This is a genomic window from Ornithinimicrobium carbonis, assembly GCF_977012275.1.
Map to the genome: position 1 here is coordinate 3,027,955 of NZ_OZ348993.1, position 13,101 is coordinate 3,041,055.

At 73.2% G+C, this 13,101-nt stretch carries 14 protein-coding genes; 1 reads left to right on the top strand and 13 read right to left on the bottom strand.

Features of this window, described 5'->3' with window-relative positions:
• Nucleotides 1-22: 22 nt before the first annotated feature.
• The 11 genes from secF to ACWHYA_RS13980 form a co-directional block, all read right to left on the bottom strand.
• Complete coding sequence (gene secF, locus ACWHYA_RS13930) at nt 23-1,213, bottom strand: protein translocase subunit SecF (protein ID WP_425942657.1); 1,191 nt, start codon at nt 1,211-1,213, stop codon at nt 23-25.
• Nucleotides 1,213-3,195: a protein translocase subunit SecD gene (gene secD, locus ACWHYA_RS13935; protein WP_425942658.1), complete on the bottom strand. Its 1,983-nt coding sequence runs from the start codon at nt 3,193-3,195 to the stop codon at nt 1,213-1,215. Before secD ends, secF begins: the two co-directional genes overlap by 1 nt.
• Nucleotides 3,195-3,545 (bottom strand): preprotein translocase subunit YajC, encoded by a 351-nt coding sequence (gene yajC, locus ACWHYA_RS13940; RefSeq protein ID WP_425942659.1) that lies wholly within the window; start codon nt 3,543-3,545, stop codon nt 3,195-3,197. The genes secD and yajC overlap by 1 nt, the downstream gene beginning before the upstream one ends.
• Before the next feature lie 139 nt (nt 3,546-3,684).
• Entirely contained in the window at nt 3,685-4,845 is a 1,161-nt protein-coding gene (gene ruvB / locus ACWHYA_RS13945; RefSeq protein WP_425942660.1) for a Holliday junction branch migration DNA helicase RuvB, read from the bottom strand.
• Nucleotides 4,842-5,453: a Holliday junction branch migration protein RuvA gene (gene ruvA, locus ACWHYA_RS13950; RefSeq protein WP_425942661.1), complete on the bottom strand. Its 612-nt coding sequence runs from the start codon at nt 5,451-5,453 to the stop codon at nt 4,842-4,844. The genes ruvB and ruvA overlap by 4 nt, the downstream gene beginning before the upstream one ends.
• Nucleotides 5,454-6,104 (bottom strand): crossover junction endodeoxyribonuclease RuvC, encoded by a 651-nt coding sequence (gene ruvC / locus ACWHYA_RS13955; RefSeq protein ID WP_425942662.1) that lies wholly within the window; start codon nt 6,102-6,104, stop codon nt 5,454-5,456.
• A 165-nt stretch (nt 6,105-6,269) separates the two neighbouring features.
• A complete protein-coding gene (locus tag ACWHYA_RS13960; RefSeq protein ID WP_425942663.1) occupies nt 6,270-7,037 on the bottom strand; it encodes a YebC/PmpR family DNA-binding transcriptional regulator in 768 nt (255 codons plus the stop codon).
• 123 nt (nt 7,038-7,160) lie between these two features.
• Nucleotides 7,161-7,796, bottom strand: a complete 636-nt coding sequence (pdxT, locus tag ACWHYA_RS13965) for a pyridoxal 5'-phosphate synthase glutaminase subunit PdxT (protein ID WP_425942664.1) — start codon at nt 7,794-7,796, stop codon at nt 7,161-7,163.
• The gene (gene pdxS / locus ACWHYA_RS13970; protein WP_425942665.1) at nt 7,793-8,692 is read right to left on the bottom strand and encodes a pyridoxal 5'-phosphate synthase lyase subunit PdxS; all 900 of its coding nucleotides are present in this window, start codon (nt 8,690-8,692) and stop codon (nt 7,793-7,795) included. The genes pdxT and pdxS overlap by 4 nt, the downstream gene beginning before the upstream one ends.
• A 104-nt stretch (nt 8,693-8,796) precedes the next feature.
• Nucleotides 8,797-9,405 carry a phosphatidylinositol phosphate synthase gene (gene pgsA / locus ACWHYA_RS13975; protein WP_425942666.1) on the bottom strand — a complete coding sequence of 203 codons (609 nt, stop codon included), beginning with the start codon at nt 9,403-9,405 and terminating at the stop codon, nt 8,797-8,799.
• Entirely contained in the window at nt 9,405-9,974 is a 570-nt protein-coding gene (locus ACWHYA_RS13980) for an HIT family protein (RefSeq protein WP_425942667.1), read from the bottom strand. The genes pgsA and ACWHYA_RS13980 overlap by 1 nt, the downstream gene beginning before the upstream one ends.
• Before the next feature lie 89 nt (nt 9,975-10,063).
• Here ACWHYA_RS13980 and ACWHYA_RS13985 point away from each other — a divergent pair, with 89 nt between their 5' ends.
• Nucleotides 10,064-10,522 carry a nitroreductase family deazaflavin-dependent oxidoreductase gene (locus tag ACWHYA_RS13985; RefSeq protein ID WP_425942668.1) on the top strand — a complete coding sequence of 153 codons (459 nt, stop codon included), beginning with the start codon at nt 10,064-10,066 and terminating at the stop codon, nt 10,520-10,522.
• A 15-nt stretch (nt 10,523-10,537) separates the two neighbouring features.
• Here ACWHYA_RS13985 and ACWHYA_RS13990 read toward each other — a convergent pair whose 3' ends face one another.
• Entirely contained in the window at nt 10,538-11,014 is a 477-nt protein-coding gene (locus ACWHYA_RS13990) for a hypothetical protein (RefSeq protein ID WP_425942669.1), read from the bottom strand.
• A gap of 29 nt (nt 11,015-11,043) precedes the next feature.
• The gene (gene thrS, locus ACWHYA_RS13995; protein ID WP_425942670.1) at nt 11,044-13,026 is read right to left on the bottom strand and encodes a threonine--tRNA ligase; all 1,983 of its coding nucleotides are present in this window, start codon (nt 13,024-13,026) and stop codon (nt 11,044-11,046) included.
• Between the last annotated feature and the right edge of the window lie 75 nt (nt 13,027-13,101).

The window sequence follows — 13,101 nt, forward strand, 5'->3', positions numbered from 1 at the left end:
TCTGCTCCTGGGACGAGGGTGGTCAGCCGCGGCGCTTGCGCCGGGGCTGGTTGCGCGGTCCGCGCTGGGCGTAGGGGTGCAGCTGACGGCCCGCGGTCGTCGCCCGCGTGCCCTCCTCCGCGGGTGGGGCGGCCGCGCCGACCGCTGCCGGCTCGGGGTCGCTGGGCCCGTCGACGGTCGGCGTCGTCGCCATCGCCTCCGCGGTGGCCTCACCGCGGCCCGAACGGCTCTCGGCCCGCTGGCGCCGCTTGCGCACACCCGCGTCGTGCTTGCGGATGTCCAGCTCGCCCTGGCGCAGGTGGACCAGCAGCGGGGTGGCGACGAAGACCGAGGAGTAGGTCCCGACCGCGATGCCGATGAACAACGCCCAGGCCAGGTCGACGAGGGTGCCGGGGCCGATGATGGTCACCCCGACGAGCAGGATGACGGCCACGGGCAGGAGCGCCACCACCGAGGTGTTGATCGAGCGGACGAACGTCTGGTTCACCGCCGTGTTGGCGGCCTCCGCGTAGGTCGACCGACGCGTGTCCATCGCGTGGTCGGTGTTCTCCTTGACCTTGTCGAAGACCACGATCGTGTCGTAGATCGAGTAGCCCAGGATGGTCAGGAACCCGATGACCGAGGCCGGCGAGACCTCGATGCCCAGGAGGGCGTAGACGCCGACGGTGAAGACCACGTCGTGCAGCAGGGCCACCAGGGCGGCCGCGGCCATCTTCCAGGTGTGGAAGTAGAGCGTGAGGACCACGGTCACCAGCAGGAGGAAGACGCCCAGGGCGATGAGCGCCCGGGTGGTCACGCTCTCGCCCCAGGACGGTCCGACCAGCGAGCTGGTGACGGCGGACACCGGCACCTCGAACTCCTCGGCCAGCTCGGCGCGCAGGGCCTCGGCCTCCGGCGAGGTCATCTCGCCGGTCTGGACGCGGACCGTGTCGTCGCCGATGCGGGTGACGGCGGTGGTGCCCCCGTCGACCGGCGCCTGCACGACCTCCTGGGCCCGGCTCTCGTAGTCGGTCATCTCCTGCACCTGGCTCACGCGCAGCTCGGTGCCGCCGCGGAACTCGATGCCGAAGTTCAGGCCCTTGCCCAGCAGCCCGAACAGCGACAGGCCCAGCAGCACGAGCGAGACGACGTAGAACAGGGTGCGGCGGCCGACGATGTCGAAGGACCGCTTGCCCGAGTAGAGGTCGTTGCCGAACTGGCTGAAGCGCGACATCAGACCACCCCCCCTTCCAGCTCTTCACGGGTATGGCGCCGCCGTCCGGGTGCGAGCACCTCGGGCTCGGGCTCGCGGAACTGGCCGCGACCCAGGTAGGCGGAGCGCTTGGCGCCGAGACGCTCGGGCTCCATGCCCGACCAGCGGCGGCCCTCGCCGAAGAACTTGGTGTTGGCCAGGACGCTCACCACCGGGTGGGTGAACATCATCACGACGAGGAGGTCGATGAGGGTGGTCAGGCCGAGGGTGAACGCGAACGCCTTCACCCCGGACTCGGACAGGTAGTACAGGACGCCGGCGGCGATGAGGTTGACCAGGTCGGAGATGATGATCGTGCGGCGGGCACGCTCCCATCCGGTGTCGACGGCGTAGCGGAGGGGGCGCCCGGAGCGGACCTCGTCCCGGACGCGCTCGAAGTAGACGATGAAGCTGTCCGCCGTGACGCCGATGGCCACGATGAGACCGGTGACGCCGGCCATCGTCAGGCGGAAGTTGATCGCCCACCCCAGCAGCGTGACCGCGCCGTAGGCGATGATCGCCGCGAGGATCAGCGAGCCGATCGCCACCAGGCCCAGGGCGTGGTACTGCACGAGCATGAAGAGGAAGACCAGGCCCAGGCCGACGGCACCGGCGATCAGGCCCCAGCGCAGCTGCTCCCCACCGAGGGTGGGGCTGATCTGCTCGGAGGTCTGCACGTCGAAGGAGACCGGCAGGGCGCCGAAGCGCAGCTGGTTGGCCAGGGTCTCGGCCTCCTCGACGGTGAAGTCGCCCGTGATGGTCGCGATGCCGGCGCTGATGACGCTGTTGACGGTCGGGGCGGAGATGACCTCGCCGTCCAGCACCATGGCGAACCTGTTCTGCGCGGAGTCCTGGGGATAGCCCATGAGCCGCGTGGTGACGTCGGCGAAGGCGTCGCCACCCTCGTCGTCGAAGGTCAGCACGACCTCCCACCGGCCGGTCACCGCCCCGCCCTGGGCCTGCTCGGGGCCGGCCGTGGCGTCGGTGAGGTTGCCGCCGGAGAGCTCGACCGGGCCGAGGACGTACTTCTCGGTGCCCTCGGTGTTGCAGACGACGAGCGGCTGCGCGGCCGGGCTGACGGCCGCTCGGTCGGCCAGGTCGGGGTCCTCGCAGGTGGTCTCGGCGAAGGTCTGCTGGATCTCGGGCGTGACCTGTGCCAGGTCGGAGGGGTTGGTCACCGGGGGTGCCTCGGTGGCGGGCTCCTCGGTGAGCGGCTCCTCGGTGGCACCCGCGTCGTCGGTGGCCGGCGCCTCGGTGGCCGGAGCCTCCTCGGTGGACGAGGCAGGCAGCGCCGTACCGCCGCGGTTCTCGTCGGTGCTGGTCGCCTCGTCGCCGGCCGGTTCGTCGGCCTCCTCCGGCGCCGCGGGCGGCTGGAGCTGCTCGACCTGCTCGGAGAGCTGGTCGTCCGGCAGCGGGAGCTCACGGGGGATCTGCGGCTCCTCGCCCGGGGCGAAGACGGGCTCGGCGACGAGCACCGGGCGGAAGGCCATCTGCGAGGACCGGCTCAGGGCCTCCAGCTGGTCCGGCGAGGGGTCGCCGGGGATGGCGACCGAGATGTTCTGACCCAGCCGGGTGACCTCCGCCTCGGAGGTACCGGTGGCGTCCACCCGGCGGCGGATGATGTCGATGGCCTGCTCGAGCTGGTCGGCGTCGATCGAGGCGCCGCCCTCGGTGAGGGGCGCGAGGACCACCTGGCGACCGCCGGCCAGGTCCAGCCCCAGCTGCGGGGCGAGGGGCGCCTTCGGGGTGCCCCACAGGTGGGCGGCGCCGATCCCGGCGAAGAGCATGACGGTGAGCACGAGCAGCGTGGTCAGGGTTCGCAGCGGCCCCCGCATGCGGGCCTTGCGGGCGCCCTGGGGCCCGCGTCGGCGCGAGGCGCCGCCCCGGCTCTGCGTGCGGGTGGTGGTGGAACCGGAGCCGGGCAGGTCCTCCTCGCGGCGCGAGCCGCGTGCCGACATCGACATCAGGCGGTCTCCCCCGGCCGCTCGTCGCGGCGGGTGCGGGCCACGCGGCCGCTGGCGTCGGTGCCCGGCGGGACGATCGCGCGCCGGGCCACGCGCAGCACCACACCCTCGGCCACCTGCAGCAGGACCACGTCGTCCTCGACCCCGGCGACCGTGCCGAAGATCCCGGCCGCGGCCATCACCTCGTCACCCACCTGCAGCGACGCCTGGGCCTCGGCGACGGTGCGGGCCCGGCGGCGCTGGGAGATCATCAGGTACAGCAGCACGAGGAACGGGATCCCGAGCAGCAGCAGCGTGGTGAGTCCCCCGCCCGCAGCAGGTGCTGCGGCGGCGGTGGCCAGTGGCGTCATGGTCGACCCTTCGGGTGGTGAGCGTGCGGTGCCGTCCGGGCAGCGGCCGTCGTCGGCCGGGGATCGGGCACCCGGGGCAGTCTAGGTGAGCGCGGCGGACCCGCCAAAGACACGGGCCCCGTGTCCGGCGGCGCGCCGGTCAGGCCGTGCGGCTGTCGCCGTCGTCCCCGCCCTCCGCGCGGTCCTCGACGCCGTCCAGGTCCCAGGGCAGCGGGACCTGTCCTCCGGGAGGGGGCCCGCCCCCGAGCCGGACACCTCCTGAGGCGTGCGCACCGGCCGCGGCCTGGGACGGGGCGGTGAGGCCGAGGTGCTCCCACGCGGCCGGGCTGGCGGCCCGCCCCCGCGGGGTGCGGACCATGAACCCCTCCCGGACCAGGTAGGGCTCGGCGACCGTCTCCACGGTGTCGGGCTCCTCCCCCACCGCGACGGCCAGCGTGGACAGGCCGACCGGCCCACCGCCGAACCGCGTGCACAGGGCCTCCAGGACCGCCCGGTCGAGCCGGTCCAGCCCGAGGACGTCGACGTCGAAGAGCTCCAGGGCCGCCTGGGCCGCCGGCTCGTCGACGACGTGACGGCCGTGCACCTGGGCCCAGTCGCGCACCCGGCGCAGCAGCCGGTTCGCGATGCGGGGCGTCCCCCGCGACCGGGAGGCGATCTGGGTGATCCCCTCCTCGTCGGCCTCGATCCCCAGCAGCTCGGCGTTGCGGGTCAGGATCGTCACCAGGTCGGCGGTGTCGTAGAAGTCCAGGTGGCCGGTGAAGCCGAAGCGGTCGCGCAGCGGGGCCGGCAGGAGCCCGGCCCTCGTGGTCGCCCCGACGACGGTGAAGGGCGGCAGCTCCAGCGGGATGGCGGTGGCCCCGGGGCCCTTGCCGACGATGACGTCGACCCGGAAGTCCTCCATGGCCAGGTAGAGCATCTCCTCCGCCGGGCGGGACATCCGGTGGATCTCGTCGAGGAAGAGGACCTCACCCTCCACGAGCGAGGACAGGACCGCGGCGAGGTCCCCCGCGTGCTGGATCGCCGGCCCGCTGGTGATCCGGATGGGCTGCTCCAGCTCGCCGGCGATGATCATCGCCAGGGTCGTCTTGCCCAGGCCGGGCGGACCGGAGAGCAGGACGTGGTCCGGAGGGCTCCCGCGTCGCCGGGCGGCCTCCAGCACCAGGCCCAGCTGGTCGCGCACCCGGCGCTGGCCGGGGAACTCCGCGAGTCGACGCGGCCGCAGCGCGGCCTCGATGCGCCGCTCCTCCTCGGTGCCCGCGGGGTCGACCACCCGCCCGTCGTCCCCGGACGGAGCGCTCATCGGCCCAGCTCGCGCAGGGCGGCGCGCAGCACCGCGGAGACCTCGGTCGGCGCCGACTCACCACCGGTGACGGACGCGACGGCGTCGGTCGCCTGGCGCGTCGACCACCCTAGCCCCTCCAGCGCCTCCCGGACCTGGGAGGCGACCGCCTCCTCCGGCGTCCCGGCGGGCCGGGAGACCGTGCCGCCGGCCCCGGTCCCTCCCCCGACCGCCGCGACCTTGTCCTTGAGCTCCAGCACGAGCCGCTCGGCCGACTTGCGGCCGATGCCGGGCACCTTGGTCAGCGTGGCCAGGTCCCCCTGGGCCAGCGCGCGGCGCACGTCGTCCGGCGCGAGGACGGAGAGCATCGCCAGCGCCAGCCGCGGACCCACCCCCGAGACGGTCTGCACCTGCTCGAAGAGGGACCGGGCGTCGGGGTCGGCGAAGCCGTAGAGGGTCAGCGACTCCTCGCGCACCACCAGCGTGGTCTCGAGGGTGACCTCCTGGCCGGCTCGGAGCTCGGCCACGGTGGCGGGCGTGGTGTGCACGAGCAGACCCACGCCCCCCACCTCGACGACGGCGCGGTCGAGGCCGACGTGGCGCACGGGGCCGCGGACGGACGCGATCACTTAGACGTTCCTCCTGCTGGGGGCGGGGCGCGCCGACGCGCGGGCCGTCGCGGCCCGGGCTGCGGCGCGGTGCTGGGTGTGGAGCTGCGCGAGCCGGTTGGGGGCCCCCGCCTGGGCCTGCCGCTCGGCCTCGTGGATGCGGTTGGTCGTGCTGGTGACCACGCCCAGCCTCCCGTCGGTCCCGGCGCGCCACACGTGGCAGATCGCCAGCGCGAGGGCGTCGGCCGCGTCGGCCGGCCGGGGCGGGTCGGCGAGCTGCAGGATCCTGGTCACCATGTGGGTCACCTGGGCCTTGTCGGCGCGGCCGTTGCCGGTGACCGCGGCCTTGACCTCGGAGGGGGTGTGCATGCCCAGCTGGAGACCGAGCCGGGCGGCCGCCAGCATCGGGATGGCCGAGGCCTGGGCGGTGCCCATGATGCCCCTGATGTTGGCCCGGGCGAAGACCCGCTCGACGGCGATCGCGTCGGGCCGCCAGTCCGCCAGCCACTGGTCGATCTCCGTCTGCACCGACAGCAGCCGGTCCTGCGGCTCGTCGGAGACGGGGGTGCGCACCACGCCGACGGCCACCATCTGCAGCCGCCGGCCCGGCAGGCCCTCGACCACGCCCAGGCCGCAGCGGGTCAGGCCGGGGTCGACGCCGAGCACGCGCACGGTCGACCTCCTCGGGCTGCGGACCGGCCCGCGGACGCGGGTGGCCACCGGTGTGGACAGGTGTTCGCACCCCACGCTACCCACCGCGGGCCCTCCGGCCCCGGTGCGACACGCTCCACCCGGTCCCGTCGCTCCGGGGCCCCGCCCTCCAGGGCGTCCGGCGGATCAGTCCTCGTCGAGCTCGGCCAGGACCTCGTCGGAGATGTCGGCGTTGGAGTACACGTTCTGGACGTCGTCGCAGTCCTCGAGCGCGTCGACGACGCGCATGACCTTGCGGGCGCCGTCGGCGTCCAGCGGCACCTCCATGCTGGGCACGAAGGTCACCTCGGCGGAGTCGTAGTCCAGGCCGGCCTCCTGCAGGGCGGTGCGCACCGCGACGACGTCGGTCGCCTCGCTGATGATCTCGAAGGCGTCGTCGAGGTCGTTGACCTCCTCGGCCCCCGCCTCCAGCACGGTCTCCAGGAGGGCGTCCTCGGTCACCTCGCCCGTCTCCTGGGTGCGGGGCACGACGACCTGGCCCTTGCGGTTGAACAGGTAGGCCACCGAGCCGCTGTCGGCCATCGACCCGCCGTTGCGCGACAGCGCGGTCCGCACCTCCATGACGGCGCGGTTCTTGTTGTCCGTGAGGCACTCGATGTAGAGCGCGACGCCGCCCGGGGCGTAGCCCTCGTAGGTCAGCGCCTCGTAGCTGGCGCCACCGGCCTCCGCGCCCGACCCGCGCTTGACCGCGCGGTCGATGTTGTCGTTGGGGACCGAGGTCTTCTTCGCCTTCTGGATGGCGTCGAAGAGGGTCGGGTTGCCCGCGGGGTCACCACCGCCGGTGCGGGCCGCCACCTCGATGTTCTTGATCAGCTTGGCGAAGAGCTTGCCGCGCTTGGCGTCGATCGCGGCCTTCTTGTGCTTCGTGGTCGCCCACTTGGAGTGTCCCGACATGCCTCGTCCTCTCGTGCCTGCAAACGGCCGTGGAAACCGGGGACCGATGCTACCGGCCGACCACCGCCGCGACCCAACCGCCGGACCACGCCCGGCGGGAACGGCATATCCGCGCCCGGCCGGTCAGGTCGCCGCCCGGGCCTGCTCGACCATGCGGACGAACAGCGCGTGGACCCGGTGGTCGTCGGTGACCTCGGGGTGGAAGGAGGTCGCCAGCAGGGCGCCCTGGCGGACCGCGACCGGGTGCCCGTCGGCCCGGGCCAGGACCTGCACGTCCGCGCCCAGGCGCTCGACCCACGGGGCGCGGATGAACACCGCACGGAAGGGTCGGTCGGCGTCCTCGAGCCCCTCGACGTGCAGGTCGGACTCGAAGGAGTCCACCTGCCGCCCGAAGGCGTTGCGGCGCACGGTCATGTCGATCCCGCCGAAGGACTGCTGCTCGGCGTGGCCGTCGAGGATCTCCTCGGCCAGCTGGATCATCCCGGCGCAGGACCCGTAGACCGGCAGCCCGTCGGCGACCAGCCGGCGCACCGGCTCGTGCAGGCCGAAGATCCGGCAGAGCCGGTCGATCGTCGTGGACTCGCCGCCGGGCACGACCAGACCGTCCAGGCCCTCGAGCTCGGCCGGGCGGCGGACCGTGCGGACCCGGGCACCGGCCAGCTCCAGGGCCCGGACGTGCTCGCGCACGTCGCCCTGGACCGCCAGGACGCCGACGAGCGGCGCGTCGGTGGCCGGCCCGCTCGGGTGGGCCTCCGTCACCACCCGCGCTCGGCGAGGCGGTGCGGTGCCGGGATGTCGTCGACGTTGATCCCGACCATCGCCTCGCCGAGCCCGCGGGAGACCTCGGCGATCGTGTCCGGGTCGTCGTGGAAGGTGGTCGCCTTGACGATGGCGGCGGCACGCTGGGCGGGGTTCCCGGACTTGAAGATGCCCGAGCCGACGAAGACGCCCTCGGCGCCCAGCTGCATCATCATCGCGGCGTCCGCCGGGGTGGCGATGCCGCCGGCGGTGAACAGCACGACCGGGAGCTTGCCGGTCTCGGCGACCTCCTTGACGAGGTCGTACGGAGCCTGCAGCTCCTTGGCGGCCACGTAGAGCTCGTCGGGCGCCATCGCCGTGAGGCGGTTGATCTCCCCACGGATGGCCCGCATGTGGGTGGTCGCGTTGGACACGTCTCCGGTGCCGGCCTCGCCCTTGGAGCGGATCATCGCCGCACCCTCGGTGATGCGGCGCAGCGCCTCGCCGAGGTTGGTGGCCCCGCAGACGAAGGGCACGGTGAAGGCCCACTTGTCGATGTGGTTGGCGTAGTCGGCCGGGGTGAGCACCTCGGACTCGTCGACGTAGTCCACCCCCAGGCTCTGCAGCACCCGGGCCTCGACGAAGTGCCCGATCCGGGCCTTGGCCATGACCGGTACGGAGACGGCCTCGATGATGCTGTCGATCATGTCGGGGTCGCTCATCCGGGACACCCCGCCCTGGGCGCGGATGTCGGCCGGGACGCGCTCGAGGGCCATGACGGCCACGGCGCCGGCGTCCTCGGCGATCTTGGCCTGCTCGGCGGTGACGACGTCCATGATGACGCCGCCCTTGAGCATGTCGGCCATCCCCCGCTTGACGCGGGTCGTGCCGGTGGTGTGGGTGGTGGGCTCGCTCATCGGTGCCTCTCGGGAGCGCGGGCGACCGTGCCGGGGTCGCGGGACAGGGGTGGGTGCACGCGGGTGCGGCGCTCCAGTCTACGAGTCCGGCCCGGGTGCCCGGTTCAGGCGGCCAGCGCCTGGCGGCGCACCATCCCCATCCGCTGGACCACGGTCGTCAGCGAGGCGAGGGCCAGCAGCGCCAGGACGACGGTGAGCACCCAGGCGGGCAGGAACAGGCCGGTGAACCCGGTGGCCACGAGCACGGCGACGAGCCGGTCGGCCCGCTCGGCGATCCCGCCCTCGCAGCGCCAGCCGAGGGACTCCGCCCTCGCCTTGGCGTAGGAGACGAGGAAGCCCAGCACGAGGCAGGCCAGGGCGAGGTACCCGTCCAACGGGCGCTCCCCCGGGCCGAGGAACCACAGCACCAGTCCGCCGAAGACGGCGGCGTCGCCGAGGCGGTCGAGGGTGGAGTCCAGGTAGGCGCCCCAGGGGCTGGCCCGGCCGGAGATCCGCGCCATCGTGCCGTCGACCAGGTCGGCGAAGACGAAGGCGGTGATGAACAGCGTCCCCCACCACAGCTCACCACGGGGGTAGAACCACAGCGCGCCCACGACCACGCCCAGCGTGCCGACGACGGTGACGAGGTCCGGGTGGACGCCCAGGCGCAGCAGCAGCCGGGCCAGCGGACCGAACACCCTGGTGAACGTCCCGCGTGCGTAGCGGTTGAGCATCAGCGCTGCTCGCCCTCGCCCGTCGGCCAGGCGTCGACGAGCTGGCGGCGCACGTCCTCCAGAAGCTGCGGCAGGGCCTTGGTCCGCGCGACGATCGGCAGGAAGTTGGCGTCCCCCAGCCACCGCGGGACGAGGTGCTGGTGCAGGTGCGCCGCCACGCCCGCCCCGGCGACGTCGCCCTGGTTGATCCCCAGGTTGTAGCCGGCCGGCCCGCTGGCCGCCTCGACCGCGCGGATGGCCTGCTTGGTCAGCGCCGTGAACTCGGCCGTCTCCTCGTCGGTGAGGTCGACGTAGAGCGGCACGTGCCGGTAGGGGCACACGAGCAGGTGGCCGGGGTTGTAGGGGAAGAGGTTGAGCACCACGAAGCACGTGCGGCCCCGGTGGACGATCAGGCCGGTCTCGTCGTCCTTGCCGGGCGCCGCGCAGAAGGGGCACCCCTTCCCCGCGTCCGCGCTGGGTCGCTCGCCCTTGACGTAGGCCATCCGGTGGGGCGTCCAGAGTCGCTCGAAGCCGTCGGCGGTGCCGGGCAGTCCCTCGGCGTCGCTCACCGTCGCGGGTCCGTCGGTCATGGCCCGATCCTACGTCGCCGCCCGGCCGCGACCGGGGACGACCGGCCCGGACCGGGGAAGACGTCGGGGTCGGGCGGTGTTGTGCGGGTATGCCGTTCCCCCAGCAGTCCGGACCCGAGGCCGCCGCCTACCTCCCCGAGCGCAGCACGTGGGTCGCGCGCCAGCTCGCCGAGATCGACGAGTCGGGTGACACCCGGTCCGTCCAGGTGCAGGGGCGGCCGGTGGTCGTGGTGACCATGCGGGGGGCGCGCAGCGGGATGCTGCGCCGGGTGCCGCTGATGCGGGTCGAGCACGACGGCGACTACCTGGCGGTGGCGAGCAAGGGTGGTGCCCCCGAGCACCCCCAGTGGTTCCACAACCTGCGGGCGCACGCCGACGTGCTCGTGCACGACGGCACCGAGCAGCACGTGCGTTCGGCCCGGCTTCTGGAGGAGGGGCCCGAGCGCGATGCCTGGTGGGAGCGGGCCGTGGCGGCCTTCCCCTCCTACGCCGACTACCAGGTCAGGACCGACCGGACCATCCCGGTCTTCGTCCTCGAGCGCCGCTGAGGACCCCCCTGCGGCTCAGGGCCTGGTCGGCAGGCTGACCCGGCGACGGGGCAGGACGTCGGCGCGCGCGGCGTCCAGCACGGCGGCCGGCAGCCGGACGTCGTCGGCCACGTCGACCGAGAGGTGCCCCTGCCGGCCGAACCAGGTGACGACCGTGCGGACCAGAGCGAGCGCGACCGCCTCCTCGGAACCGCCCAGGCAGGTCAGCGCCACCACCTCGGGCACGCCCGGACCCAGCAGGGGCAGCGGCGGCACCCGGCACAGCACGAGCCCGACGTGCTGCCCGTCGCACTCGGCCACCCAGGCCGGCAGGTCCGCGGACCGGGAGCGCCAGGCCGCGGCGAAGGCCTGCACGTGGCTGGGCGGTCCCGGGTCCGGCTCGACGCCGTCGCGGCGCAGGGACTGCAGGTGGAGCGCGCCGAGGAGGAGCGCCTCGTCGTCGGGGACGGGGCGCACCCGCACGCGCGCGGCCTCCTGGCCGAGCGACGGCATACCCCGCTCCCCCGCGCCGCCCACGACCCTCAGACCTGGACGCGTCCGCGCACGGCGGACACGACCTCGGCCACGGCCTCCTCGAGGGGCACGCCGTTCTTCTGCGAGCCGTCGCGGTAGCGGAAGGACACCGCGCCGGCGTCCCGGTCCTCGCCGCCGGCGATGAGGATGAACGGCGCCTTGGACCGGCTGGCGTTGCGGATCTTCTTGGGGAACCGGTCGTCGGACAGGTCGAGCTCGACCCGGACGCCCTCGCCCCGGAGCCGGGTGGCGACGTCCTGCAGGTAGCCGTCGAAGTCCTCGGCCACCGGCACGCCGAGCACCTGGACCGGAGCCAGCCACGGCGGGAACTGGCCGGCGTAGTGCTCGGTGAGCACGCCGATGAACCGCTCGATCGACCCGAACTTGGCCGAGTGGATCATCACCGGCTGCTGGCGGGTGCCGTCGGAGGCGGAGTACTCCAGGCCGAAGCGCTCGGGCTGGTTGAAGTCGTACTGGATGGTCGACATCTGCCAGGTGCGACCGATCGCGTCCCGGGCCTGGACGGAGATCTTCGGTCCGTAGTAGGCCGCGCCCCCGGGGTCGTCCACCAGCTCCAGCCCGGACCCGCGGGCGACCTGCTCCAGCACCGCGGTGCCCTCGGCCCACTGCTCGTCGGTGCCGATGAACTTGTCCTTCTTCTCCCCGGTCTCGTCGCGGGTGGACAGCTCGAGGTAGTAGTCGTCCAGGCCGAAGTCGCGCAGCAGCCCGAGCACGAAGTCCAGCAGGTGCTTGACCTCGCCGGGCGCCTGCTCCTTCGTGACGTAGGAGTGGCTGTCGTCCTGGGTGATCATCCGCACCCGGGTCAGGCCCTGCAGGACGCCGGACTTCTCGTTGCGGTAGACGGTGCCGAACTCGAAGTAGCGCAGGGGCAGGTCGCGGTAGGAGCGCTGCTGGGACCGGTAGATGAGGTTGTGCATCGGGCAGTTCATCGCCTTGATGCGGTAGGCCTGACCGTCGTCGTCCAGCTCGGGCATCATCCCGTCGGCGTAGTAGGGCAGGTGCCCGGAGGTGTGGAACAGCCCCTCCTTGGACAGGTGGGGGGTGGTGACGTAGGAGAACCCGGCCTCCACGTGCCGCTGCCAGACGTAGTCCTCCATGGTGCGGCGCAGGATCGCGCCCTTGGGGTGGAAGACGGGCAGGCCCGGGCCGACCTCCTCGGGGAAGGAGAACAGGTCCATCTCCGCCCCGAGCCTGCGGTGGTCGCGGCGCTCGGCCTCGGCGAGCCGCTCGAGGTGGGCCTTGAGCTCCTCCTTGCTCGGCCAGGCGGTGCCGTAGATGCGCTGCAGCTGGGGGTTCTTCTCGCTGCCGCGCCAGTAGGCGGCGGCGCTGCGCATGAGCTTGAAGGCGTTGCCGATGATCTTGGTGGTCGGCAGGTGCGGACCGCGGCACAGGTCGCCCCAGACGACCTGACCGGTGCGGTCGACGTTGTCGTAGACGGTCAGCTGGCTGCCACCGACCTCGACGCCCGCGCCCTCGGCCGCCTCGTCGGCGGACCTGCCCTTGAGGCCGATGAGCTCGAGCTTGTAGGGCTCGCCCGACAGCTCGGCGCGGGCCGCGTCGTCCTCGACCTCGCGCCGGGCGAAGGTCTGACCGGTGTTGATGATCTTCTGCATCGACCTCTCGAGGCGCTTGAGGTCCTCGGGGGTGAACGGCTCCTCGACGTCGAAGTCGTAGTAGAAGCCGTCGCGGATCGGCGGGCCGATGCCCAGCTTCGCGTCCGGGAAGGTCTGCTGGACGGCCTGGGCCAGGACGTGGGCGCAGGAGTGGCGGAGCACGTCCAGACCGTCGGGCTCGCTCACCAGGACCGGGTCCACGCTCGCTCCGTCGGGAAGGACGTGGGCGAGGTCGACGAGCTCGCCGTCGAGGCGGGCTACGACCACCTGCGGGTCGTCGGCGAAGAGCTCGGCGGCCGTGGTGCCCTGCTCGACCGCGCGCTCGCTGCCTGCGACGTGGACGATGATCTGGGACACGGGTGGGCTCCTCGGGTATGCGTGTGCGGTGCGGTGGTGCGGCGCGTCCGGGTGGGCCGGTGCCCGTCAAACCCT